Annotated in this window: 20 protein-coding genes; 11 read left to right on the top strand and 9 right to left on the bottom strand. The window is 73.6% G+C overall.

Annotation, left to right across the window (positions count from 1 at the left end; translation table 11 throughout):
• Positions 1-58 precede the first annotated feature (58 nt).
• Both IO20_RS0111395 and fusA read right to left on the bottom strand, forming a co-directional pair.
• Positions 59-1,219: an endonuclease/exonuclease/phosphatase family protein gene (locus tag IO20_RS0111395; protein WP_051874420.1), complete on the bottom strand. Its 1,161-nt coding sequence runs from the start codon at positions 1,217-1,219 to the stop codon at positions 59-61.
• 269 nt (positions 1,220-1,488) lie between these two features.
• Positions 1,489-3,492: an elongation factor G gene (gene fusA, locus IO20_RS0111390; RefSeq protein WP_030549495.1), complete on the bottom strand. Its 2,004-nt coding sequence runs from the start codon at positions 3,490-3,492 to the stop codon at positions 1,489-1,491.
• A 392-nt stretch (positions 3,493-3,884) separates the two neighbouring features.
• On the opposite strand from fusA, the gene IO20_RS0111380 reads away from it, so the two are divergent.
• On the top strand, positions 3,885-4,739 hold the full coding sequence (locus IO20_RS0111380; RefSeq protein WP_030549496.1) for an aldo/keto reductase: 855 nt from the start codon (positions 3,885-3,887) through the stop codon (positions 4,737-4,739).
• Between the two features lie 17 nt (positions 4,740-4,756).
• On the opposite strand, the gene IO20_RS0111375 is transcribed toward IO20_RS0111380, so the two are convergent.
• Positions 4,757-5,179, bottom strand: a complete 423-nt coding sequence (locus tag IO20_RS0111375) for a VOC family protein (protein WP_030549498.1) — start codon at positions 5,177-5,179, stop codon at positions 4,757-4,759.
• Positions 5,180-5,384: 205 nt separating this feature from the next.
• Between IO20_RS0111375 and IO20_RS0111370 the strand changes: the two genes are divergently transcribed.
• Positions 5,385-6,020 (top strand): nucleoside/nucleotide kinase family protein, encoded by a 636-nt coding sequence (locus IO20_RS0111370; RefSeq protein WP_425423714.1) that lies wholly within the window; start codon positions 5,385-5,387, stop codon positions 6,018-6,020.
• Here IO20_RS0111370 and IO20_RS0111365 read toward each other — a convergent pair.
• Positions 6,017-6,778: a CTP synthase C-terminal region-related (seleno)protein gene (locus tag IO20_RS0111365; RefSeq protein WP_031127132.1), complete on the bottom strand. Its 762-nt coding sequence runs from the start codon at positions 6,776-6,778 to the stop codon at positions 6,017-6,019. The genes IO20_RS0111370 and IO20_RS0111365 overlap by 4 nt on opposite strands.
• 96 nt (positions 6,779-6,874) lie before the next feature.
• Here IO20_RS0111365 and IO20_RS0111360 point away from each other — a divergent pair, with 96 nt between their 5' ends.
• The 4 genes from IO20_RS0111360 to IO20_RS0111345 all read left to right on the top strand — a co-directional run bounded on the left by IO20_RS0111360 (position 6,875) and on the right by IO20_RS0111345 (position 10,546).
• Positions 6,875-7,423 carry a tetratricopeptide repeat protein gene (locus IO20_RS0111360; RefSeq protein ID WP_030549501.1) on the top strand — a complete coding sequence of 183 codons (549 nt, stop codon included), beginning with the start codon at positions 6,875-6,877 and terminating at the stop codon, positions 7,421-7,423.
• 12 nt (positions 7,424-7,435) lie between these two features.
• Entirely contained in the window at positions 7,436-8,317 is an 882-nt protein-coding gene (locus IO20_RS0111355) for a LysR family transcriptional regulator (RefSeq protein ID WP_031127129.1), read from the top strand.
• Positions 8,318-8,366: 49 nt separating this feature from the next.
• The gene (locus tag IO20_RS0111350) at positions 8,367-9,326 is read left to right on the top strand and encodes a DUF1444 domain-containing protein (protein WP_030549503.1); all 960 of its coding nucleotides are present in this window, start codon (positions 8,367-8,369) and stop codon (positions 9,324-9,326) included.
• Between the two features lie 77 nt (positions 9,327-9,403).
• Positions 9,404-10,546: an aminopeptidase P family protein gene (locus IO20_RS0111345; RefSeq protein ID WP_030549504.1), complete on the top strand. Its 1,143-nt coding sequence runs from the start codon at positions 9,404-9,406 to the stop codon at positions 10,544-10,546.
• Positions 10,547-10,563: 17 nt separating this feature from the next.
• Here IO20_RS0111345 and treZ read toward each other — a convergent pair whose 3' ends face one another.
• Both treZ and IO20_RS0111335 read right to left on the bottom strand, forming a co-directional pair.
• The gene (gene treZ, locus IO20_RS0111340) at positions 10,564-12,315 is read right to left on the bottom strand and encodes a malto-oligosyltrehalose trehalohydrolase (protein ID WP_030549505.1); all 1,752 of its coding nucleotides are present in this window, start codon (positions 12,313-12,315) and stop codon (positions 10,564-10,566) included.
• A gap of 80 nt (positions 12,316-12,395) precedes the next feature.
• The gene (locus IO20_RS0111335) at positions 12,396-13,382 is read right to left on the bottom strand and encodes a GNAT family N-acetyltransferase (protein WP_030549506.1); all 987 of its coding nucleotides are present in this window, start codon (positions 13,380-13,382) and stop codon (positions 12,396-12,398) included.
• A 162-nt stretch (positions 13,383-13,544) separates the two neighbouring features.
• Between IO20_RS0111335 and IO20_RS0111330 the strand changes: the two genes are divergently transcribed.
• From IO20_RS0111330 to IO20_RS0111320, 3 genes are all read left to right on the top strand, one after another.
• Positions 13,545-14,093, top strand: a complete 549-nt coding sequence (locus IO20_RS0111330; RefSeq protein ID WP_030549507.1) for an FHA domain-containing protein — start codon at positions 13,545-13,547, stop codon at positions 14,091-14,093.
• Between the two features lie 247 nt (positions 14,094-14,340).
• Positions 14,341-15,456, top strand: a complete 1,116-nt coding sequence (locus IO20_RS0111325; RefSeq protein WP_030549508.1) for a cytochrome P450 — start codon at positions 14,341-14,343, stop codon at positions 15,454-15,456.
• Between the two features lie 95 nt (positions 15,457-15,551).
• The gene (locus tag IO20_RS0111320; protein ID WP_030549510.1) at positions 15,552-16,049 is read left to right on the top strand and encodes a hypothetical protein; all 498 of its coding nucleotides are present in this window, start codon (positions 15,552-15,554) and stop codon (positions 16,047-16,049) included.
• A 30-nt stretch (positions 16,050-16,079) separates the two neighbouring features.
• On the opposite strand, the gene IO20_RS0111315 is transcribed toward IO20_RS0111320, so the two are convergent.
• The 3 genes from IO20_RS0111315 to glgX form a co-directional block, all read right to left on the bottom strand.
• Positions 16,080-16,310 (bottom strand): hypothetical protein, encoded by a 231-nt coding sequence (locus IO20_RS0111315; RefSeq protein WP_030549511.1) that lies wholly within the window; start codon positions 16,308-16,310, stop codon positions 16,080-16,082.
• Positions 16,311-16,369: 59 nt separating this feature from the next.
• A complete protein-coding gene (treY, locus tag IO20_RS0111310) occupies positions 16,370-18,706 on the bottom strand; it encodes a malto-oligosyltrehalose synthase (RefSeq protein ID WP_030549513.1) in 2,337 nt (778 codons plus the stop codon).
• 302 nt (positions 18,707-19,008) lie between these two features.
• Entirely contained in the window at positions 19,009-21,129 is a 2,121-nt protein-coding gene (glgX, locus tag IO20_RS0111305; protein WP_030549514.1) for a glycogen debranching protein GlgX, read from the bottom strand.
• Between the two features lie 138 nt (positions 21,130-21,267).
• Here glgX and IO20_RS0111300 point away from each other — a divergent pair, with 138 nt between their 5' ends.
• Together IO20_RS0111300 and IO20_RS0111295 are read left to right on the top strand one after the other, a co-directional pair.
• A complete protein-coding gene (locus IO20_RS0111300; RefSeq protein ID WP_030549515.1) occupies positions 21,268-22,137 on the top strand; it encodes a hypothetical protein in 870 nt (289 codons plus the stop codon).
• A 55-nt stretch (positions 22,138-22,192) separates the two neighbouring features.
• A complete protein-coding gene (locus IO20_RS0111295; protein ID WP_030549516.1) occupies positions 22,193-23,530 on the top strand; it encodes a copper amine oxidase in 1,338 nt (445 codons plus the stop codon).
• Positions 23,531-23,585: the final 55 nt, after the last annotated feature.

Raw genomic sequence — 23,585 nt, 5'->3', positions numbered from 1 at the left:
GCGCCGCGCACGCGTCAGGCGCGGCGCGGCGCCTCCCGATTCGCCCGTACGGTCTCCGTCAGCGGCGCGGCAGCCTGAGCGCGGCCACCACGCCCGCGTGGTCGGAGGGCCACAGACCCGACGGAGTGCGGTCGCCCGGCTCCTCGCCCACGCGCTCGGCCCGCACGGGCTCGAAGCCGTTGCGGAACAGCACGTAGTCGACGCGCTGACTGAGGGCCGACGGGAGATTGCGCAGGTCGGGGGCCTGGCAGCAGGTGAAGCCGGGGTCCCTGCGGCGGGTTTCCGTCCACACGTCGCGGAACCCGGCGGCCAGGAAGTTCGCGTAGGTCGGCGTGTCGCTCATGCCGGGGACCGCCCCGACGCCACCGGCGGCCGAGTTGAGGTCGCCGAGGAGCACGGTGGGCAGGTCGGTGTCGAGCGGGCCGGCGAGCAGCTCGGCGCCCTGCCGCACCTGGACGGCGGGGCTGAGGGCTTCGAGGTGGGTGTTGACCACGCGCATGGTGCGGCCGCCCAGGGTGGCGTCGACGGAGGTCCAGCCCTGCGTGAAGGGGATGCTCCCGAGCACCGGGTGGGGGATCGTCAGACGAGCCGCGAAGGCGCCCTGACGCGGGTTGGCGACGGAGAACCGCCTCGTGGGCAGGTCGGTGCGGGCCAGGATCACGTCCTGGTCGGTGAGGCGGACGTCCTGGAGGCCGGTGGGCGTGGACCGGGGGACCTCGCGGTCACTGTTGGTGATGGTCGCCACCGCGGCGTAGTGCTTGCCGCGCTCGGCGAGCTCGGCGAGCAGGGTCCGCAGGAAGTCGTACTCGACGACGGTGGCGTTGGGTGTGGAACTGAAGTCGGCCGGGGTCTGGCTGCGCCACAGCTTCACCTCCTGAAGGCCCACGACGTGGGGGTCGGCGTCGGCGATCTCGTCGGCCATGGCCTCGGCACGCTCGGGGAAGTTCGTTGCTTGGACCTGTGCGTACACCCGGGTGACGGCCGCGATGAGCGAAGCGGTGTCGGTGGCGGCGAGGACGGGCCGGAGATCGGCGCCCAGGTACATGTTCTGGGTCATGACCCTCAGCTGGACCGTGGGCTCATGGGCCGTTGCCGCCGCGAAGGACCCGGGGAGCACGAGCAGGAACGTGCACAGGGCGGTGAAGAACGCGGCGCGGGTCCGGCGGCGGCGGATGCGGCCGGCCGACGGCGGCGCGCCGGGCAGGGCGTTTTCGGGCACGACAGTGCGACCTTTCGGCAGGGAGGGGGAGCGGAGTCCAGGGAGGCCGGAGCCGGGGAATCCCGAGGCTGTGGCGCACGCGCCACAGCCTCTTCCGTTCGTCCCCCGCGAGCGTAGAAGGAAGCCGAAGGGACAGCCTCAGGCCCGCCGGGCCGGTCGCCCCCGACAACCCGATCGGCTGCCAGGCCAGCCAGGCCTGTGGGCCTGAAGCCGCCGCGCGTCCGGCCCGCACCACTGGTGCGGACCGGACGCCCGGCGTTCAGATGGCCCTACGGCGCCGGGGCGTACCCCGCCGGACGGGTCGTGAACGTGCCACGGCCCTGCGTGCGGCCCCGCAGACGGGACGCGTAGCCGAAGAGTTCGGCCAGCGGGACCGTCGCCGCCACCACCGCCGTACCCGAGCGGGTCGTCGAGTCCGTGACCCGGCCGCGGCGGGCCGCGAGGTCGCCGAGGACCGAGCCGACGGACTCCGCGGGGACGGTGACCGTCACGTCGGCCACCGGCTCCAGGAGCGTCATCGCGCTCGCGCGGAGCGCCTCGCGGAGCGCGAAGCGGCCCGCCGCGCGGAACGCCATCTCCGAGGAGTCCTTCGGATGCGTCGCCCCGTCCGTGAGCGTGACCCGGACACCCGTCACCGGGTGGCCGCCGAGCGGACCCTCGACGAGGGCGTCCCGGCAGCCGGCCTCGACCGCGCGGACGTACTCCTGCGGCACCCGGCCGCCCGTGACCGTGGACACGAACACGAACTCCTCACCTTCCGCCGCCGGTTCGACGTCGACGACGACATGGGCGAACTGGCCCGCGCCGCCGTCCTGCTTCACATGGCGGTAGAGGAGGCCGGTGACGCCCTTCGCCACCGTCTCCCGGTACGCCACCTGCGGACGCCCGACCGTCACCTCAAGGCCCCGGTCGCGCCGGAGCTTCTCCACCGCGACCTCCAGGTGCAGTTCGCCGAGCCCGGACAGTACGGTCTGGCCCGTCTCCGGGTCGGACCGCACGACGAGCGACGGGTCCTCCTCGGAGAGCCGCGCGAGGGCCGTCGCCAGGCGGCCGGTGTCCGTGCCGCGGCGGGCCTCCACCGCGACCGAGACCACCGGGTCGGCGGTCGTCGGCGGTTCGAGGACGACCGGCGCGGACGGATCGCACAGTGTCGAACCGGCGCGGGCGGCCTTCGGCCCGACGACGGCGACGATGTCGCCCGCGCGCGCCGCGTCGACCTCGGTCGCCCGGTCGGCCTGGACCCGCAGGATGCGGGCGATCCGCTCGGCGCGGCCGGTGACGGCGTCCAGCACGGTGTCCCCCTTTCCGATAGTGCCCGCGTAGACGCGGACGTAGGTCATGCGGCCGGTGGCGGTCGCGCTCACCTTGAAGGCGAGCGCGGTGAACGGCGCCTCCGGATCCGCCGCGACCTCGCCGCGCACCGGCGGCATGTCGGAGGGAGCCGGGAGGTACGCGACGACGGCGTCGAGCAGCGGCTCGATGCCCCGGTCGCGGTACGCCGAGCCGCACAGGACGACCACGGCCTCGCCGGAGAGGGTGAGGTCGCGGAGCGCGTCCGTCAGCGTCCCCGCCGACAGCGCGCCGTCGGCGCAGAACTCCTCAAGGGCGCCGGGATGCAGCTCCGCCACCGTCTCCTCCAGGTGTCGCCTGCGCCGCCGGGCCTCGTCCCGCAGCTCGTCGGGGACGGGCCGCTCGGTGTACGCGCCGGTGCCTTCGGGCCACACGTACGCCCGCATCCGGACCAGGTCCACGACGCCGGTGAAACCGTCCTCGCGCCCGATGGGGAGCTGGACGGGGAGCGGGACGGCGCCGAGGCGGGTACGGATCGACTCGACGGCCGCGTCGAGCTCGGCGCCCGCGCGGTCCATCTTGTTGACGAACGCCAGGCGCGGAACGCCGTGCCGGTCCGCCTGCCGCCACACCGTCTCGCTCTGCGGTTCGACGCCCGCGACGGCGTCGAAGACGGCGACGGCGCCGTCGAGGACGCGCAGCGAGCGCTCGACCTCGTCGGAGAAGTCGACGTGGCCGGGGGTGTCGATCAGGTTGATCCGGTGTCCGGCCCAGTCGCAGCTGACGGCCGCGGCGAAGATCGTGATGCCCCGGTCCCGCTCCTGCGGGTCGAAGTCGGTGACGGTGGTGCCGTCGTGGACCTCGCCGCGCTTGTGGGTGGCGCCGGTGAGGAACAGGAACCGCTCGGTGACGGTGGTCTTGCCCGCGTCGACGTGGGCCAGGATGCCGAGGTTGCGGACGCGGTCGGTGAGGTGGGTACGCACGGTGTCGTGCCTTTCGCTGCTGCGTGGAGAACAGGGCAGCGCGATTCCCGTACGACGGTCAGGTCAGGGAGCCGACGTCGTCACGGGCGGCGATGGCGGGCGCGCAGCCGCCACCGCTCGGCGGAGGAGGCGAGGATCACGTCGTACCGGGCACGGGAGGAGGACACGGCGACGGCGGAACGGCTGCCGCGCATGGTCTTCTCCCCTCGGACGGTCGCTCGGAACGTACGGTCGCACGGGCGTACGGTCGTACGGCCCGGCGGCGCACCCATCGGTGCGCCGAGACGCGAGTGTAGGGAGCCGAACCTGCCGGGCGACAGCGATTTATCGCCCCTCGGGCCCGCCAACCGCCTTGTTAGCCTGGCGGTTTGATCGAGAGGCGGAGACGAGAGATGACGACATCGACCACGTTTCGCATCGGCGGGGAGCTGGACGTGCGGCGGCTCGGATTCGGAGCCATGCGCCTGCCGACCGGACCGGGCCCCGCGCGCGAGGCCTCCCTCCAGGTGGCCCGGCGGGCCGTCGAGCTGGGTGTCACCCTGATCGACACCGCGCACATGTACGGCTGGGGTGCCAACGAAGAACTCCTCGCCGAAGCCCTTCACCCCTACGCCGACGGGCTGCTCATCGCCACCAAGGTCGGCATCGTCCGCTCGTCGGGGCCGGACGGGTGGAGGCACGACGCGCGGCCGGACTCCCTGCGCCGTCAGGTCGAGGACGCGCTCCGCCGGCTCCGGGTCGAGCGGATCGAGCTGCTCCAGCTGCACCGCATCGATCCGGGGACGCCGCTCCCGGACCAGCTCGGGGCGCTGCGGGAACTCCAGGAGGAGGGCAAGGTCGGGCGGATCGGTCTTTCCGAGGTCACCGTCGACGAACTCGACCGGGCCAGGGAGATCGTCGACGTCGTCAGCGTGCAGAACCGGTACAGCCTGTTCGACCGCGAGCACGAGCCGGTGCTCGCGGCCTGCGAGGCGGCGGGCATCGCGTTCCTGCCGTGGCGGCCCGTCGCCGGAGGCGCGCCGGGCGCGTCGGCCGAGCTCACCGCCGCCGTCGCCGCTGTCGCCTCCGAACTCGACGCCACCCCCGCGCAGGTCTCCCTCGCGTGGCTCCTCCACCGCTCGCCGGTCATCCTCCCGATCCCGGGCACGGCCCGGACGGCCCACCTGGAGGAGAACGTCGCCGCGGCGGACCTCCGCCTGACACCGGGCCGGCGCGAGCGGCTCGACGGGTTCACCGGGCAGGCGTAGGCGGGGCCGCCGGGGGCTTACGCGAGGGGATCGGCGTCCGCCGGCTGGAGGAGGTCCCAGCGGTTGCCGTACAGGTCCTCGAAGACGGCGACCGAGCCGTACGGCTCGTGGCGCGGTTCCTCCAGGAACTTCACCCCGGCCTCCGACATCCGGGCGTGGTCGCGGGCGAAGTCCTCGGTGTGGAGGAAGAACCCGACACGGCCGCCGGTCTGGTTGCCGACGGCGGCCTCCTCCTCCTCGTTCTTGGCGCGGGCCAGGAGCAGCCCGGCATTGCCCAGGCCGCCGACGCCCGCGGCGCCGTGCGGACGGACCACGACCCAGCGGGTGCCGTTGCCCCGATCGGTGTCCTCGACGAGGGCGAACCCGAGGGCGTCGGTGTAGAAGGCGATGGCTTCGTCGTAGTCACGGACGACGAGGGTGACGAGTGCGATGGACGGCATTACTACAACGTAATACGCGGAAGCGGCAGGAATCTATCCGCGTCGACCCGCGTCGACCCCGCAGATACCCTCGCCGTACCGAGGGTACGAACGAGGGACGGGGGAGGGTCCGGGCAAGGGTTCGGACGAGGGGTGCGGGGTGTCCAGGGGGCGAGGACAGGGTCATGGCCGCAGGCAGCCCCCGTATCCGCCCCGGTGCGCGACAATGCCCCTCATGGACGCGCAGGAGTTCGACCGGCTCGCCGCCCGTGCGCGGCGGCTCGCCGTGCCGGGGCGCCGTCGCGTCCTCGGGCTCGCCGGTGCGCCCGGCGTCGGGAAGTCCACGCTCGCCGCGCGGCTCGTCGCCCGCCTCGACGGGCTCGCCGTCCTCGTCCCGATGGACGGCTTCCATCTGGCCCAGGCCGAACTGGAACGCCTCGGCCGGGCCGGCCGCAAGGGCGCGCCCGACACCTTCGACGCCGCCGGGTACACCGCGCTCCTCGCCCGGCTGCGCGCCCCCGAGCCCGGCACCACCGTCTACGCGCCCGCCTTCGACCGCTCCCTGGAGGAGCCGGTCGCCGGGTCGATACCCGTCGGGCCCGACGTCCCGCTCGTCGTCACCGAGGGGAACTACCTCCTGCACGACGAGGGCGCCTGGGCCGGGGTCCTGCCCCTCCTCGACGAGGCCTGGTACCTGGAGCTCGACGACGCGCGCCGCGTTCCCCGGCTCGTGGAGCGGCACGTCCGCTTCGGCAAGGACAGGGACCGTGCCGAGCGCTGGGTCCTCGACTCCGACGAGCCCAACGCCCGTCTCGTGGCCCCGGGCCGCGACCGCGCGCACCTCGTGGTGACCATGGACTAGGGCTGCCGGTCCTCCTCGGAGCCCCGGCCCGCGTGTTCCGTCGCCGCCGTCGCCAGCGCCCGGACCAGGGGGTGCGGGCGGGTGCCGTCGCCCGAAAGCTCGGGCTGGAAGAGGGTCGCGAGGAAGAACGGGTGCGAGGGCAGCTCGGCGATCCGTACCCCGCCCTCCTCGTCCGCGCCCGTGAACCGCAGGCCGTGCGCCCGCAGCGTGTCCAGGTGGCGGCTGTCCGGGCCGTAGTCGCAGTGGTACCGCTCCGTCGTGCGCTCCGAGCCCAGGGCCTTCTCGGCCAGCGAACCCGGGGTGACCCGTACGGGACCCTCGTGACCCGCCAGCGAGCAGGCGAGCGGCGCGATCAGCAGGTCGTCCGGGTCGGCCGCCGGGTCGTTCTCGGCGTGCGCCGCCCGCTCCAGACCGCAGACGTCCCTCGCGAACTCGATCAGGGCGTGCTGGAAGCCGCCGCAGGTGCCGAGGAAGGGGATGTTTTCCTCGCGGGCGGTCCGGATCGCCGCGAGCGCCCCCGCCTCGCTCGCGTACGGGCTCCCCGGCAGCACCCACACCGCGTCGAAGCCCCGCACCGCGCCCGGCGCCTCCGCGTCCCCGGTGGGGATCCAGTACGCGTCGAGGACGAGCCCGTCCCGCTCGGCGAGCGCGTCGAGGAGGACGGGGACGCGGACGTGCGAGCGGACGTGAGGCGAGCGGTCGCCCACCAGAGCGATACGGGGGATCCGGGAGGGGCCGGGAAGGCCGGTGCTGTTCATGCCGTCATCCTTCGCGGCGCTCCCCGTTCACGTCCAACGATGATTCCTGCACGCTCCATCACGAACGCTTATGCGCCGACGGATACGCTGAACCGCATGACGAACGACCGTGACCACGACCAGGACCACGACCACGACTGGGAGCGCCGCGTCACCGCCCTCTGGGAGCGGATCGACACCCACGAACCCGCCGACTTCCGCGCCCGCGTCGCCGAACTCGCCGCCGAGCGGCCCGCCGACGACCCCGCCGCCCTCTTCGAACAGGGCGCCGCCCACGACTCCACAGGACAGCCGGAGGAGGCCGTCCGGCTCTACCGACGCGCCCTCGACCAGGGCCTCACCGGGCTGCGCCGCCGCCGGGCCGTGATCCAGCTCGCCAGCAGCCTGCGCAACCTCGGGCGGCCCGACCGCGCCGTCGAACTCCTCACCGCCGAGCGGGACATGCCCGCCGACCGGCTCGACGCCGACGAACAGGCCCTCGGCACAGCCGTCGACGCCTTCCTCGCCCTCGCCCTCGCCGACACCGGGCGCGACCGCGAGGCCGCCGCCCTCGCCCTCGGCGCCCTCGCCCCCCTGCTGCCCCGCTACAACCGCTCCCTCGCCCACTACGCCCGCGCCCTCCTCACCGCCCCCGACGGGTCCTGAGCCGACGACTCCATGGACCCGCACCTCCTCAGGACGTACGTCACCGTCGCCCGCCTCGCCTCCTTCTCCGAGGCCGCGCGCGCCCTCGGCTACACCCAGTCCGCCGTCTCCCAGCACATCGCCGCCCTGGAGACCGACCTCGGCCTCCCGCTGCTCACCCGGCGGCCCGTCGCCCCCACCCCGGCCGGGGAGCGGCTCCTCGAACACGCCGGGCCGCTCCTCCTGCGTCTCGACGCGGCCCGCGCCGACCTCGACCGGTTCGCCGCCGCTCCCCGCGCCACCCTGCGCGTCGCCGCCTCCCCGCTCGCCCTGCACGCCCGCACCCTCGCGGCGCTCCCCGCCACCGGCGTCACCCTGCGCGGTCTGCCCCCGGATCGGGTGCCCGTCGCCGTCGCCACCGGAGAGGCCGACGCCGGCCTCGTCGACGGCATCGCCGCCCCCAGCGACCCGCTCCCGCCGCCCGACGTCGCCCCGCTCGCCTCGACCGGCGTCGCCGAGGAGCCGCTCGCCGTCCTCCTGTCCTCGGGCCATCCGCTCGCCGGACGGTCCGGGCTCCGCCTCGACGACCTCGCCGACGCCCGCTGGCTGGACGCGCCCGCCGCGGGCGTCCCGCTCGACCGGCTGCGGGCCGTGCACGGCGGGCCCGCGGGCGGGGGCTTCCGTACCGCCCTGCGCTACGAGGGCACCGACACCCGCACCCTCCTCGCCCTGGCCGCCGCGGGCCACGGCCTGACCCTGCTGCCCTCGCCCCTCGCGGCATCCGTGCCCGGCGCCGTCGCCGTCCCCCTGGTGGCACCCCGGCTCGTCCACCGCACCGAACTCCTCCTGCCGCCCGGCGCGCCCGCCGAACCGAACTGCCCGGTCGCCGAGTTCACCCGTCGGCTCCGGGGCTGACACGCGCAGTCGCTACGCTGGGCGCAACGGCGACGGAAGGCGGGCGGGCGTGGGGTGGCTGCGACGAGGACCCAGGCGGGACGGCGACGACGCACCGAGGGACCCCGAGTTCGCGTACTTCTCCGAACGCGAGGCCGCGCTCTTCCGCGGCCGGGTCCGCGCCACCTTCGCCGAACTCGGCCTTGAGGTCACCGTCTACGCCGACCACGTCATCGACGACAAGGGACGCCGCTTCGGCCTCGGCAACCTCGCCGCCGTCTGCCACCAGGACCCCCGCGGCCCCCGGGTCTGGCCCGGCGTGATCCACCGGCACATCGATCTCGTGGTCCGCGCCATGGACGGCCCCTCCGCCCTCGACACCCTGCCGCCCGAGCAGATCCGCTCCCAGCTCTACCCCCGGGTCGTCAGCGGCGACGGCATCGACGCCGCCGCCTTCGGCTACGCCAGGACCGTCGCTCCCGGCCTCTACGAGATCCTCGCCCTCGACCTGCCCGAGAGCGTCATGATGCTCACCGACGAGGCCCTCGAACGGCTCGGGGACCACGCCCAGCTGCGCGACCGGGCCCTGCGCAACCTGCGCGGGCTGCCCGTCGAGGAGCACGAGACCGTCCGGGACGCCGACGGCATGTGCTTCGAGATCATCCTCGGCGACTCCTTCTACACCGCGAGCCGGGTCCTCGACCTGGACGGCGTGGTCCAGCGGGTCACCGGCCGGCCGATCGGCGAGCACGGCGCCCTGGTCGCGCTTCCCTTCCGGCACCAGCTCGCCTTCCACCCCATCAGGGACACCTCGATCATCCCGGCCCTCGGCGCGATGGCCTCGTTCGCCGCCTCCGGGTACGAGGACGTGCCGGGCGCCATCAGCCCGTACGTCTTCTGGTGGCAGGGCGGCAGGCTCACCCAGCTCAGCGAGCACGACGGGGAGCGGGGGGAGCTGCGGATCGTCGTCGGCGACGACTTCCAGGAGCTTCTGGAACGGCTCATCGCCCAGGGCCCCGACCGCCGCTGACCGCCGCCGACCGGTCGCGGGTGGAGGCGCCGCCCGGCAGGATGCTGTACGTCGAGGAAGCCGAGAAGGAGTCCCCCATGCCGAGCACGGAAGCCCCCGAAGAGGTCGTTCCCTTCACCGCGGACGACTACCGGGCCCGGATGGCCCGCGCCGCCGAGTCCGCCGCCGACGCCGGGCTCGCGGGCGTCATCGTCGCCCCCGGACCCGACCTCGTCTACCTCACCGGCTACCGGCCCACCGCGATCACCGAGCGCCTCACCGTCCTCGTCCTCGCCGCGGGACAGGAACCCGTCCTCGTCGTCCCCACCCTGGAGGCCCCCGACGCGGAGAAGGCCGCGGGGGCCGCCGCGCTCACCCTGCGCGACTGGACCGACGGCAAGGACCCGTACGCCGTCACCGCGCCCCTGCTCGACGTCGACGGACGGTTCGGCGTCAGCGACAACGCCTGGGCCATGCACCTGCTCGGCCTCCAGCGGGCCCTGCCCGGCACCTCGTACGTCTCCCTCACCGAGGCCCTGCCGATGCTCCGGGGCGTCAAGGACGCCCACGAGCTGGCCAGGATCGCCGCCGCCGGGGCCGCCGCCGACCGGGCGTACGGCGAGATCCTGAAGGTCCCGTTCGCGGGCCGCAAGGAGACCGACGTCGCCGCCGACCTCGCCGCCCTCCTCATGCGCTTCGGCCACTCCCAGGTCGACTTCACGGTCGTCGGCTCCGGCCCCAACGGCGCCAACCCGCACCACGAGGCCGGCGACCGGGTCATCGAACGCGGGGACATGGTCGTCCTCGACTTCGGCGGCCTCAAGCACGGCTACGGCTCCGACACCACCCGTACCGTCCACGTCGGCGAACCCACCGACGAGGAGCGGCGGATCCACGACCTCGTACGGGAGGCCCAGCAGGCCGGCTTCGAGGCGGTGCGCCCCGGGGTGGCCTGCCAGGACGTCGACCGGGCGGCCCGCAAGGTCATCACGGACGCCGGCTACGGCGCGTACTTCATCCACCGCACCGGACACGGCATCGGTGTGACCACGCACGAGCCGCCGTACATGATCGAGGGCGAGGAGCTGCCGATCGTCCCCGGCATGTGCTTCTCGATCGAGCCGGGCGTCTACCTCCCGGGCCGCTTCGGCGTCCGCATCGAGGACATCGTCACGGCGACCGAGGACGGCGGCGGGCGCCGCTTCAACAACACCCCGCACGAGATGGCGATCGTCGAGTAGACACCGGAGAGGGAGCCTCAGCCGTCCGTGAGGACGACCGCCGACTCGCCGGGGAGCCGCAGGGCCCCGTCCGCCGCCGGGGTCTCGACCGGCTCCCAGGCCGCCAGGACCCGGTCGCGGCCGTTGGTGCCGAGCGGGATCACCGCCGGCTCCTTGCCCAGGTTGACGGCCACCCGCAGGACCCCGCGCCGGAAGACCAGCCAGCGGGCCTCCTCGTCGAAGGCCGCCTTCACGCCCGCGAGGTCCGGGTCCGTCAGATCCGGCAGGGTGCGGCGCAGCGCGATCAGCTCGCGGTGCCACGCGAGCAGCCGCCTGTGCGGGTCCCGTTCGCGCTCCGCGCGGTCGAGGACCGAACGGTCGCGGGTGGCGGCCTCCTGGGGGTCGGGGACGTCGTTCTCGGACCAGCCGTGCGCCGCGAACTCCTTCCGCCTGCCCCGCCGTACGGCCTCCGCGAGCTCGGGATCGGTGTGGTCGGTGAAGTACTGCCAGGGCGTGCCCGCCCCCCACTCCTCGCCCATGAAGAGCATCGGCACCGAAGGCCCGGTGAGGACCAGGGTCGCCGCACAGGCGAGCAGTCCGGGGGAGAGGGAGGCCGAAAGACGGTCGCCGAGGGCCCTGTTGCCGATCTGGTCGTGGGTCTGGGCGTAGCCGAGGAAGCGGTGGGCGGGGGTGCGCTCGCGGTCCACCTGGCGCCCGTGGTGCCGGCCCCGGAAGCTGGAGTACGTCCCGTCGTGGAAGAAGACGCGGGTGAGCGTCTTGGCGAGCGCCGCCATCGGGGCCCGCGCGAAGTCGCCGTAGTAGCCCTGGGACTCACCGGTCAGGGCGGTGTGCAGGGCGTGGTGGAAGTCGTCGTTCCACTGGGCGTGGACACCGAGGCCGCCGAGGCTGCGCGGGGTGGTCGTGCGCGGGTCGGCGGCATCGGACTCGGCGATCAGGAAGTGCGTACGGCCCTGCTCCTTCGCCAGCTCGTCGACGGCCGCCGACAGCTCCTCCAGGAAGGTCAGCGCCCGGGTGTCGGCCAGCGCGTGCACGGCGTCGAGCCGCAGCCCGTCGATCCGGTAGTCGCGCAGCCAGGCGAGCGCGCTGCCCTGGAAGTACGCCCGGACCTCGTCCGAGCCCGGCGCGTCCAGGTTCACCGCCGCGCCCCACGGCGTGTGGTGGGTGTCCGTGAAGTACGGTCCGTAGGAAGGCAGATGGTTGCCGGACGGGCCCAGGTGGTTGTGGACCACGTCGAGGACCACGCCCATGCCGAGCCCGTGGGCCGTGTCCACGAACCGCTTCAGCGCCTCGGGGCCGCCGTACGGCTCGTGCACCGCCCACGGCGCCACACCGTCGTATCCCCAGCCCCGCACCCCGGGGAACGGGCACAGCGGCATCAGCTCCACATGGGTGATGCCGAGGCCCGCGAGCTCCCCGAGGCGCGCCGCCGCCGCGTCGAGCGTCCCCTCCGGGGTGAAGGTGCCGATGTGCAGCTCGTACAGGACGGCCCCGCGCAGCCGCAGGCGCGGCGACTCGTGGCGCCAGGTGTACGCCGAGTGGTCGACGACCGCGCTCAGGCCGTCGGGCCCGTCGGGCAGCCGACGCGAGCGCGGGTCGGGCAGCACGGGCCGGTGGTCGAGGGCGAAGCCGTAGCGGTCGCCGTCCTCGGCGGGTACGACACCGGTCCACCAGCCGTCCCGTTCGGCGTCCCTTTCCAGGGGGTGGTCGATGCCGTTCAGCGACAGCATCACCCGGTCACGGGCGCTCGGCGCCCACACCTCGAAGAGCACGGGAATCCCCTCGTCGACGGACCAGCCACTCGGCGGACACTCGGTGGATCAACGCGTGACCACCGCGACCATCCTGGCAGTCAGGACCCCGACGCGCCCGGCGCGTCCCACACGTAGTTGATCGCGCGCTCGAACGTGTCGTAGCCCGTACGGGCGAAGGACGCCGCCATCGGCACGTTCCCCAGGTCCGTCGCGGCCCGAATGCGGGGCACGTCGACGGCGGCCAGGATCCGCGTCCCCTCCGCCAGGATGTCGTCGATGTATCCGTGCCCCCGGTGGGCGGGCAGCACACCGATGTACGCGATCGTGTGGTGGTAGTTGTTGCGCGCGGGGACGACGAAGCCGACCGGCTCGCCGCTCTCCGGAAGCTGGGCCACCTGCCACCACTCGCGCGGGGAGGAGTAGTGGGCGAACTCCTCGTCGAAGTGCTGCTCCGCAGCCTCCCGCGCGGTGAGCCCGGAGGCCAGCTCGGCCTGGCCGTGCGCGTCGAGGGTGCCCTCCATCACCGGCGTCATCAGGGTGACGAGGTCCTCCCGGTCCCGCACGGGACGGAACTCCAGACGGCCCTTCGGCTCCGGTACGGGGGTGCCGGGCCGCCATTCCAGACGGAGCCGCTCGACCAGCGGACGCGCCCCCGCGCGCTCCAGGACGGAGAAGACGGACTCCAGGTGGGAGCGGGTCTCCGGCAGTTCGCGCCAGTCCGCCGGCATGAACCGCCCGAACTCGGGGCGCTGCGTCCCGGCCGGGATGACGGCGGCCGTCGCGGTCTCCAGGAGCCGCAGACCGATCTCCTCGCGCGCGGCGGCCGGCAGCTCGGGGGAGAGGTCGAAGAAGTCGAGGGCCTGCGGGTCGCCGCCGGCCTTGTTCGTCCACCAGGCGATCCGGCCGACGAGCCGGTCGCCGTCGAGCGCCACCCACATCCACTCCGGGACCCGGCGGCCGGTGGCGAGGTCGTCGGCGAGTTCGTGGTCGAGCGAGTAGGTGAGGCCGAGGAACAGGTCGAGTTCCTCCGGCCCGGCGAGCGGACGTATGGCGAGGCCGTGCGTGGTCGAGGCAGACGCGGTCACGTGGTGTTTCCCCCTGGGGGTCTCGGGCGTGGAGACCGCAGACCGTAGCAGCGATCTTGTGGAGCCGGTACGGAGTTACCCGGCCCGCAGAGACGGGCCCTGGACGCCGTCGGCGGGGGCCCTTCTGGACACTTCGGGCCCGACGGGCCGACAATCACGGGTGTGACGACCCCTTTCGAGCTTCCGGCGAACTCACCTCGGCTGACCGACGCCGAGCGGGACCGCGCGCTGGGGCTGCTCCGTGAGGGCGCCGCTCAGGGCCGCCTCTCGCACGACACGTTCCTCTTCCGGATGGAGCGCGCGCTCCAGGCGCGGCGGCCGGACGAACTCGACCTGCTCACCGCCGACCTGAGGACCGAGGGCACCTGGACCCGGCGGGTGGTGGGCGCGGTCGAGCGGATGTCCGCGTTCACGGCGAAGCTGGGGCGCGCGTGGCACGCGGAGCGGCTGCCGAAGCTGCTGCTTCCGCTGCCCGGTCCGTACCCGCTGCGGATAGGGCGCGACCCGGTGAACGGACTGCGGCTCAGCCACGAGACGGCGTCCCGGCTGCACGCCGAACTCTCGCTGCAGAGCGGGATGTGGGTGCTGCGCGACCTCGGTTCGACGAACGGCACGACGGTCAACGGGCGGCGGGTCACGGGCGCGGTGGTCGTGCGCCCCGGGGACGTCGTCGGCTTCGGCCAGATGACGTTCCGGCTGTCGCACGGCTGAGGCGGACCCGCAAGGCCCCCAGGACCACAGGCCCCCAGGCCCCCCAGGCCCCCAAGGCCCCCCAGGCCCCCCAGGCCCCCAAGGCCCCCAGGGACCGAGGGCCCCCGGGGCGGCAGGGCCCGCGCGCGAGTGCGTTCACCCGTTCGGCGGTATGGGGCGGGCGGTGCGGCGCGCGCGGTGATGGGCTGTGGGGACGCGCGCCACGATCTCCGGCCGCGGCACCCACCGCCGATCGACAGGGGGCGCCATGAGCGACGAGCCGAAGCACGGCATAGGGAGCGACCGGTCGGAGCCGCCCGAGGGCGGCGACCCCTGGACGCGACTGCCGGCCATGGCCCCCGCGGCCCCCCGGCGGGTCGGTCCCGTTCCGGTGCCGGGCAGCGTGCGGACCGTGGCCGATCCGACGGCCACGGGGCCCGAGGGGTCGGCGGGAGCCTTCCGGCCGGGCTCCAGGACCGTCGCGCCGAGCCCGCTCGATCCGGGGGCCTCGCGCGATCCGCACGGCATCCACCGCACCCTGCGCGAGGAGTTCCCGCTCACCTACGACCCGCTGCTGCGGGCCTGGGTGCTCTCCCGGTACGCGGACGTGGCCACCGCCCTCACCGACAGCCGCTTCACCCACGGGCACCGGCCCGGCGACCCGCCGTGCGAGCGGGCCCATGTCGACGTCGACGTCGAGGCCCTGCGGTCGTTCGCCGAACGCACCGCGTACGTCCTGGCCCGCCGGCTCGCCGAGCGGCCCCAGGTCGACCTGGTCGCCGACTTCTGCCACTGGCTGCCCGCCGGAACCGTCGCCGCCGCCGTCGGTGTGCCGTACCGCGACATGATGCGGCTCGTACGCGGCCGGGCGGCCGGGGCGCTCGGCGGGGAGTGCGGCGGGCAGATCGCCGTACGGGAGAAGGCGCTCGCGTCCTTCCTCGGCAACGTCCTGGCCGATCCCGATCAGGTCGCCGCCCTCCGTGACGCCCCCGCCGGGCTGGTGGGCCGGGCCTGGACCGAGTCGTTGCGCCGGGATCCGCCGGTCCAGATCGCCGTGCGGCGAACCAGTGCCGAGGTCCCGGTCAGCGGTGGCGTGATCCCGGCGGGCGCGTCAGTCGCCCTTCTCGTCGGTGCGGCGGGCCGGGACCCGGAGCGCTTCCGGGAGCCCGACCGCTTCGACCCGCTGCGCGACGACCCGGGTCAGCTCACGTACGGCTCCGGCTTCTGCCCGGCCGTCGTCCTCGCCGGACTCGAAGCCGAGTACGCCCTGCGCGCCCTCTTCGCGGCCATGCCCCGGCTGCGGCTCGCCGACGGCTTCCGGCCCACTTGGGCGGGACTGATCACCCGGGCGCCGCGCAGTCTGATCGTCCGTCCGGCGGGCTGATCGGGGGTGTCGGCGAGCTGTCCCCGACCGCTGCTAGGGTGACGTGCGCTCGTCAAGGAGCCCTTTTTAGTACCACTTTCAACGGGGATTGAAACATGAAGATGCGTCATGTCCGCGGAATCGCCGTCGCCGCCGTCGCGGTCGTCGCCCTCACCGGTGCCCGCGGCTCCGGCGGAGGCGGCTGCGACAACAACAGCAGCGGCAGCTCCGGCAGCTCCAGCGGCAGCAACCACAACGACAGCGACAGCACCTCCGGCGGCACGTCCGGCGGCTCCCTGCCCGGCGGCTCCAGCAGCGCCGACAAGGCGGCCCGCGACGTGACCATCGACGAGTGCAAGTACGACCCGGCCACCAAGAACCTCGTCGCCCGGGTCACCGTGAAGAACGACAGCACGATGGACTACGACTACAACGTCACCATGAAGTTCACGGGTGCCGCGGGCGGCGACGTCATCCCGAGGACCGCCTTCAAGGCCGGTATCGCGGTCACGGCGGGCGCCTCCCAGAGCGCCGAGATCACCACCCCGTACATCGGCACCGGCGACGGCTCCGAGTACACCAAGTGCGAGGTCTCCCGCGCCTCCCGCTTCTGACCGCCCGAAGGCCCAGCGGAACGCGGGGCCTCAGGGACGGTGACGGTTGTGGATGTCCTTGTAGCTGATCGGGGCGTCGTGCACGGCCAGGGGGTGATAGGTCACCCGGTCCTCGGCGGCCTGCTCCCTGGCCCGCTGCTCGATGAGCAGCCCCTCGGCCCCCTCGGTCCTGCTGTGCCCGCGACTGCGCCGCGCGTGCACCAGGACCAGCAGCCCGACGAGACCCCAGAGGACCCCGAACAACACCCACAGTGAGCTCATCGCCCTGACCTCTCCCCGTTCGACCGCCCGTCCGGCGGCACGGTGCGGCAGCGCGTGCCTCACCCGTGGATCCGGGCGAGCAGGGCCACCGGCCGCTCCGCGAAGAGCTCCGCCGCCTTCGTCTCGGAGGCGGGCCCTCCCGTGAACTCCCTCACCCCGTCAAGGAGATCCTCCCACCTGCCGTCCGGCAGGACCAGCTCCGTGTCCTGCCAGCCACCGGCCCGCGCGAGCCGCAGCGGCAGCCGGGTCACCGCCGTCACCACCTCGCCCGAGCGGGCGAAGGCCAGGCAGTGGGCGGCGGCCGGACCCTCGGCCCTCAGCGGCGTGTACGTGCCCCCGGCACCGAAGGCCTCCGGGCGCTCGCGGCGCAGCCGGAGGGCCGCGCGCACCAGAGCCGTACGGTCGTCGTCCGCCCCGACCGCGAACGGAGCCCGGTTGTCCGGGTCGACGAGGGCCCGGTACTCCCGCTCCGTGTTCTGGTACAGCTCCGGCACCCCCGGCATCGTCAGCTGCGCCAGGAGCACCCCGAGCGCGTGCGCCCGGATGTGCGGCTCCAGGGCGAAGGCCGCCTCCGACGCCGCCCGCAGCGGGATGCGGCCGGGACCGGCCGCCGCGAACTCGGCCACCGCGCGCTCGTACTCGGCATCGGGTTCGGTCCAGCTGGTCCGCAGACCCGCCTCCCGTACCGACTTGAGGATCGCGGGGGTCAGCCGGTCCGCGTCCGGGGCCCCGAAGCCGAAGGCGGTCTGCCAGGCCGTCCACGCCACGTGCGCGTCGGGCGCCGGCACCCCGGCCACCTCCCCGAGCAGCTCCGCCCACACCTCCGGGCACTGCGAGAGCACCGCGATCGCCGCCCGGACGTCGGCGCTGCGCTTGGTGTCGTGCGTGGACAGCACGGTGCCGGTGCCCGGCCAGTCCCGGGCGATCCGCAGGCAGTACGCGTGGAACTCCTCCACCGGCAGGGCCGGGCGGCCCGCGTCGCCGCCCACCTCGTTCGCCGAGAGCAGCGGCGTGTACCGGTAGAAGGCCCTGTCCTCCACCGACTTGGCCCGCAGGGCGGAGGAGGTCTGAGCGAACCGGGCGCGGAACGCCCGGTGTTCGGGCCCGTCGCCGAGCGCGCCCAGCGCCAGGTCCCGTACGACGTCGACCGCCGCGGCCTCCTCCGGCACCGCGAACGCGGCCTTCGCGCCCCGCGCGGCCTCCGGGGTCAGCACCTCCTCGCCACCGGTCCGGTAGGGGCGGTACACCGGGACCCGGACAAGGAGTTCACGGATCGCGGTGCGCAGCGCCCAGGGGGCGTGGTCCCGCAGCGCAGGGTCCGCGGCGCAGATCCGCTCCGCGATCCGGGTGAGCGCGGCCGTCTCGGCCGCCAGGTCGTGGCCGACCACCTCGTACGCGGCCCGCCGCTCGGTCGCCTCCCAGTGCCCGCCCCTGTCCGCCGCCTTGCCGACGAACTCGCGATACGCGTCGGCCAGTTCGGCGGCGCCTTCGGGGTCCGTGAACACCCCGTCGAGGTGCCGCAGGGCGTCGTACCCCGTGGTGCCGGCGACCGGCCAGGCGGCCGGCAGCGCCTCGGGACCCGTGAGGATCTTCTCCACCACCGTCCAGCAGCGCCCGCCGGTCGCCTCCGCCAGGTCCTCCAGGTAGCCCTGCGGGTCGGCGAGGCCGTCCGGGTGGTCGATGCGCAGCCCCTCGATCACCCCGTCCCGTACCAGCTCGACGATCTTCGCGTGGCTCGCCGCGAACACCTCCGGGTCCTCCACCCGCACCCCGATCAGCTCCGAGACGGTGAAGAACCGGCGGTAGCCGAGCTCGGTCCTGGCGAGACGCCACCAGCCGAGCCGGTACCACTGGGCGTCGAGCAGCTCGTCGAGCGGCAGCCCCTCCGTGCCGGGGCGCAACGGGAACTCCTGCCCGTCCAGGTGCAGCGCCCCGCCGGAGACCCGCAGCCGGTCCCGCACCTCGGGGAGCCGCGCGGGCAGCACCGGAAGCAGCAGACGGCCGTCCCCCGCCCGCCAGTCGATGTCGAACCAGCGGGCGTACGGCGAGTCCGGGCCGTCGCGGAGGACGGCGCGCAGCGCGTGGTTGTGCCGGGGGGAGGCCGCCATGTGGTTGGGCACCAGGTCGACGACGAGCCCGAGCCCGTGCGCCCGCGCGGTCGCCGCGAGGGCCCGCAGCCCGTCCTCGCCGCCGAGTTCGGCCCGTACGGAACGGTGGTCGGTGACGTCGTACCCGTGGTTCGAGCCGGGGACCGCCTCCAGGACCGGGGAGAGGTGGAGGTGCGAGACCCCGAGGCCGGCGAGGTGGGGCACGGCCCGCTCGGCGGCGGCGAACGGGAACTCCGGCTGGAGCTGGAGGCGGTAGGTGGCGGTGGGGGCGACGAAGGAGGAGGTCATGCGAACGTACGTACCCGGCCGGAGGGCTTCTGTGTCATCGCCCCTGCACCCGTTCGGGTGCGTCGCGTCGCCGGCGCCGTCACCGCCCTCCGGAACCCTCCAGGTCCACCCGATCGGGTGCCGCCGAACGGACGCGCCTGCCCGGATCGGCGTACGCCATACGCGGCCCGACGGCCAGGCCGTCTCAGGGTGCCTCGCCGAACAGCACGGCGCCCCCGCCGCCTTCGCGGTGGCGGTGGGGGCGGCCGTGGCCTGCGCGCCGCTGTCCTGGTCGGTACGGGTGAGCACTCCCGTACGGGAGCTCAGGCTGGCCGGCGCAACACGGTCAGGCTGAGCGGCGCGAGGGTCAGCCGCTCCCCGCCCGCCAGCTGCGGGCCCTCCTGCGGCGGCATGCCCTCCGGGTCGGAGGTGTCCACCACCGTGCGCCAGCAGGCCCCGTGGCTGTCCGGCACCGAGAACTCCAGCTCCTTCGCCGAGGCGTTGAACATCAGCAGGAAGGAGTCGTCGGCGATCCGCTCGCCCTGGGTGCCCGGCTCCGAGATGGCGTTGCCGTTGAGGAAGACGGTGAGCGCCTGGGCGTGCGCCGCCTGCCAGTCGCGGGCCTTCATCTCCTCGCCCTCGGGCGTGAACCACGCGATGTCCGTCAGCTCGTCGTGGGTGCCCTCCACGGGCCGCCCGTGGAAGAACCGGCGGCGCCGGAAGACCGGATGGTCGCGGCGCAGCCGCACCATCGCCCGGGTGAACCGGAGCAGTGTGGTCTCCGCCTCGCTGTCCGGCTTCGGCCAGCGCACCCAGGACACCTCGTTGTCCTGGCAGTAGGCGTTGTTGTTGCCGCCCTGCGTCCGCCCGAACTCGTCGCCGTGGCTGAGCATCGGCACGCCCTGCGACAGCATCAGGGTGGCGAGGAAGTTGCGCGTCTGGCGGGCGCGCAGCTCGGCGATCCCCACGTCCTCGGTCTCGCCCTCGGCGCCGCAGTTCCAGGACCGGTTGTGGCTCTCGCCATCCCGGTTGCCCTCGCCGTTGGCCTCGTTGTGCTTGTCGTTGTACGAGACGAGGTCCCGCAGGGTGAAGCCGTCGTGGCAGGTCACGAAGTTGACCGAGGCGAGCGGCCGGCGCCCGTCGTCCTGGTAGAGGTCGGAGGAGCCGGTCAGCCGGGAGGCGAACTCGGCCAGGGTGCGCGGCTCGCCCCGCCACAGGTCGCGCACGCAGTCGCGGTACTTGCCGTTCCACTCCGTCCACAGCGGCGGGAAGTTGCCCACCTGGTAGCCGCCCTCGCCGACGTCCCACGGCTCGGCGATCAGCTTGACCTGGCTCACCACCGGGTCCTGCTGCACCAGGTCGAAGAACGAGGACAGCCGGTCCACCTCGTGGAACTGGCGGGCCAGGGTGGCCGCCAGGTCGAAGCGGAAGCCGTCCACGTGCATCTCGGTCACCCAGTACCGCAGACTGTCCATGATCATCTGGAGCACGTGCGGGGACCTCATCAGCAGCGAGTTGCCGGTGCCGGTGGTGTCGTAGTAGTAGCGGGGGTCGTCGTCGAGCCGGTAGTACGAGGGGTTGTCCAGGCCTCGGAAGGACAGCGTCGGGCCCATGTGGTTGCCCTCGGCGGTGTGGTTGTAGACCACGTCGAGGATGACCTCGATGCCCGCCTGGTGCAGGGCGCGGACCGCCGACTTGAACTCCAGGACCTGCTGACCCCGGTCGCCCCAGGACGCGTAGGCGTTGTGCGGGGCGAAGAAGCCGATCGTGTTGTAGCCCCAGTAGTTGGTGAGCCCGGCGTCCACGAGCCGGTGGTCGTTCACGAACTGGTGCACGGGCATCAGTTCGAGCGCGGTCACGCCCAGTTCCTTCAGGTGCCCGATCACCGACGGGTGCGCGAGCCCCGCGTACGTCCCGCGCAGCTCCTCCGGAAGGTCCGGATGGAGCATCGTCAGGCCCTTCACGTGGGCCTCGTAGATCACCGTGTGGTGGTACTCGGTGCGCGGACGCCGGTCGTCGCCCCAGTCGAAGTACGGGTTCACCACGACCGAGGTCATGGTGTGCGGGCCCGAGTCGAGGTCGTTGCGCGCGTCCGGCCGCCCGAAGGGATAGCCGTACACCGCCTCGCCCCACTGGACCTGCCCCGACACCGCGCGCGCGTACGGGTCCAGCAGCAGCTTCGCCGCGTTGCAGCGCAGCCCGCGCTCCGGCGCGTACGGGCCGTGCACCCGGAACCCGTACCGCTGGCCGGGCATCACGCCCGGCAGGTAGGCGTGCCGCACGAAGGCGTCGGTCTCGCGCAGCTCCACCGCCGTCTCCGAGCCGTCGTCATGGAGCAGACACAGCTCGATCCTGTGGGCGGCCTCCGAGAAGACCGCGAAGTTGGTTCCCGCTCCGTCATAGGTGGCGCCCAGGGGGTACGCCTGTCCCGGCCAGACCTGCATGGATACGACTCTTCCTCTTCTGTCCGGGTTTTGGTGGTGTTCTTCGGCCAGATCCTGCCCGAAAGAGGGGCAACCTCCTAGGACTTCGCCCCGTCCTACCGGGTGACCGCAGACCAAGAGGGGGAAAGAGGGGGAAGTGTGTACGAAATAGCGCGTCGCCACCTGGGGAAGGTGGTGGCCGGAGCGGCCATGGCGGTGACGGGGACCGCCGTCGCCGTCGCGATCAGCCTGCCGGGCCCCGCGGGAGCGAACGGGGCCGCCGGACCGGCCGGAACCGCCGGAACCACGGGGGCGGCCGGAGCCGCGGGGGCCGCCGGTACGTCGGCGGGGGGCACGTCGGCCGGCGCGACCGGCCAGGGGGAGGCCGGAGCCGCGGCCACCGGCGCCGCACCGCCACCGGCGACCGTGGTCCCCGCGGCGGCCGAGGGGGAGAAGGGAGTGGGCAGCGACCCGCTCACCGACGACGAGCTCGCACGGGCCGGGACGCTGGCGCTGACCCCGCCCGCCGCCACCGCCCAGCAGGACGTCGAGGGCGGCCGGGGGCCGCAGCACCTGGGCACCGACCTCGCGGACCCGGTGGAAGGCGATCCGACACGCCGTGCGGAGGTCCGCCTCTACGACTACGCGCGGGACGAGCTGATCATCCGGACCGTCAACCTCGACACCGGGAAGGTCGAGAAGTCGGGCTCGCAGCGCGGGGTCCAGCCCTCCGCCCACCCCGAGGAGCTGCGCGAGGCCCTGGAGCTCATCCTCGCGAGCCCGCTCGGCAAGGGCGTCAAGGAGGACTACCAGGACGCCACCGGCAACGAGCTCACCTCCACCGCGCAGCTGTGGTTCAACGGCGACGTCTACCGCACCTACCGCGAGAAGAACGTGCCCGGACAGCTCACCCGCTGCGGCGAGCACCGCTGCGTCCGGCTCGTCACCAAGGTCCTCAACGGGGCCTGGATCGACACCCGGAACCTGATCGTCGACCTCTCCGCGAGGACCGTCACCCGCGTCGGCTGACCACCGCCGCCACCGGTCCTCTCCTGCCACACTCCGTACGAGGGAGTACGTACACATGCCCATCCAGCTGCACCGGCGTGCCCGCAGGCGGGGCGCCGTCCTGACCGCGGCCGCCCTCCTCGGCACCGCCACGGCCGCCGCCGGCCCCGCGACCGGGGCCACCGCCGCCCCCTCCGTGCCCCGCCCGCCGACCCCGACACGACCGGTGGTCCAGGCGCCGCCGGACTGTTCCCCCGCGCACCGCATCACGCAGAAGCTCGACGGCGGCACGACCTGGCGCATGTGCTGGCGCTACGACACCGACGCCGGGCTCACGCTCGACAAGGTCACCTTCCAGCCGCGCGGCGCCGCGGCCCCCATCAAGGTCCTCGCCAGCGCCCGGCTCGCCCAGATCCACGTCCCCTACGACGACGGCGCCGCGGAGTACGACGACCTCACCGGCGCGGGCTTCGGCTGGGGCCTGCAGAACCTCAAGCCCGCCGAGTGCCCCGGCGGCACCGTCACCACCGTCAAGGTGCCCGAGGTCGGCCAGATCAAGGGCCTCTGCACCACCACCCGGGCGCGTGGCCACGCGTACCGCATGGCCAGCGACAACGGCACCAAGGTCTGGCAGGCCCAGGGCAAGGACCTGCTCGTCTACACCGTCAACAAGGTCGGCTGGTACGAGTACATCACCGAGTGGCGGTTCTCCGCCGACGGCACCATAGGCGCCAACGTCGGAGCCACCGGCAGCCTCTCGCCCGTCGACTACAACGCCACCGACGGCCGCGGCTGGCCCATCGGCAAGGGCGCCCGCGCCTACGCCACCAGCCACGCCCACAACGTCTTCTGGAAGCTCGACTTCGGCCTCGACGGCTCCACCAAGGACCGGATCGAGCAGTTCGACTCCACCGTCACCGCGCCGCCCGCCAACGGCGGCGGACCGACCGTGAAGACCAAGCGCACCGTCGTCACCAAGGAACTCGCCGGAGACGCGAAGAACATGCGCTGGTGGCGGGTGGTCAGCGGCACCGGCAAGAACGCCGACGGCCACGCCCGCTCGTACGAGATCGCCCCCGGCCACACCGACACCCACGCCGGGCGCGGCTTCACCAAGCACGACGTGTACTTCACCCAGGCCCGCGCCTGCGAGAAGTTCGCCAGCAACAACATCGGCGACTGCGCCCCCAACGCCGGTGACAGCGTGGACAAGTGGGTCAACGGCGAGACCCTGACCAAGCCTTCGGTGTGGGTCAACATCGGGTTCCACCACATCGCCCGGGACGAGGACCAGCAGCCCATGCCGGTCCACTGGCAGGGCTTCCAGCTCGCGCCCAGGGACGTAACCGCTATGAATCCGCTCACTCCGCCCGATCTCGCCTCCCAGAACGGGCAGCCCGATCTGGGCAGTTGAGCAAGCAGCCTGACGATCCTGCTGCACCGCCTCCCGCTCGCGGAGTACCCTTCCT

This window comes from Streptomyces exfoliatus (genome assembly GCF_000725545.1).
GTDB classification, from domain to species: domain Bacteria; phylum Actinomycetota; class Actinomycetes; order Streptomycetales; family Streptomycetaceae; genus Streptomyces; species Streptomyces exfoliatus.
The sequence above is the reverse complement of the archived record's forward strand: the minus strand, read 5'-3'. Positions and strand labels throughout refer to the sequence as shown.

Excerpts from the sequence above, each read along its gene's own strand:
- IO20_RS0111380 (WP_030549496.1), top strand. The coding sequence starts at position 3,885 with ATGACGACATCGACCACGTTTCGCATCGGCGGGGAGCTGGACGTGCGG.
- IO20_RS0111375 (WP_030549498.1), bottom strand. The coding sequence starts at position 5,179 with ATGCCGTCCATCGCACTCGTCACCCTCGTCGTCCGTGACTACGACGAA.
- IO20_RS0111370 (WP_425423714.1), top strand. The coding sequence starts at position 5,385 with ATGCCCCTCATGGACGCGCAGGAGTTCGACCGGCTCGCCGCCCGTGCG.
- IO20_RS0111365 (WP_031127132.1), bottom strand. The coding sequence starts at position 6,778 with ATGAACAGCACCGGCCTTCCCGGCCCCTCCCGGATCCCCCGTATCGCT.
- IO20_RS0111360 (WP_030549501.1), top strand. The coding sequence starts at position 6,875 with ATGACGAACGACCGTGACCACGACCAGGACCACGACCACGACTGGGAG.
- IO20_RS0111355 (WP_031127129.1), top strand. The coding sequence starts at position 7,436 with ATGGACCCGCACCTCCTCAGGACGTACGTCACCGTCGCCCGCCTCGCC.
- IO20_RS0111345 (WP_030549504.1), top strand. The coding sequence starts at position 9,404 with ATGCCGAGCACGGAAGCCCCCGAAGAGGTCGTTCCCTTCACCGCGGAC.
- IO20_RS0111325 (WP_030549508.1), top strand. The coding sequence starts at position 14,341 with ATGAGCGACGAGCCGAAGCACGGCATAGGGAGCGACCGGTCGGAGCCG.
- IO20_RS0111320 (WP_030549510.1), top strand. The coding sequence starts at position 15,552 with ATGAAGATGCGTCATGTCCGCGGAATCGCCGTCGCCGCCGTCGCGGTC.
- IO20_RS0111315 (WP_030549511.1), bottom strand. The coding sequence starts at position 16,310 with ATGAGCTCACTGTGGGTGTTGTTCGGGGTCCTCTGGGGTCTCGTCGGG.
- treY (WP_030549513.1), bottom strand. The coding sequence starts at position 18,706 with ATGACCTCCTCCTTCGTCGCCCCCACCGCCACCTACCGCCTCCAGCTC.
- glgX (WP_030549514.1), bottom strand. The coding sequence starts at position 21,129 with ATGCAGGTCTGGCCGGGACAGGCGTACCCCCTGGGCGCCACCTATGAC.
- IO20_RS0111295 (WP_030549516.1), top strand. The coding sequence starts at position 22,193 with ATGCCCATCCAGCTGCACCGGCGTGCCCGCAGGCGGGGCGCCGTCCTG.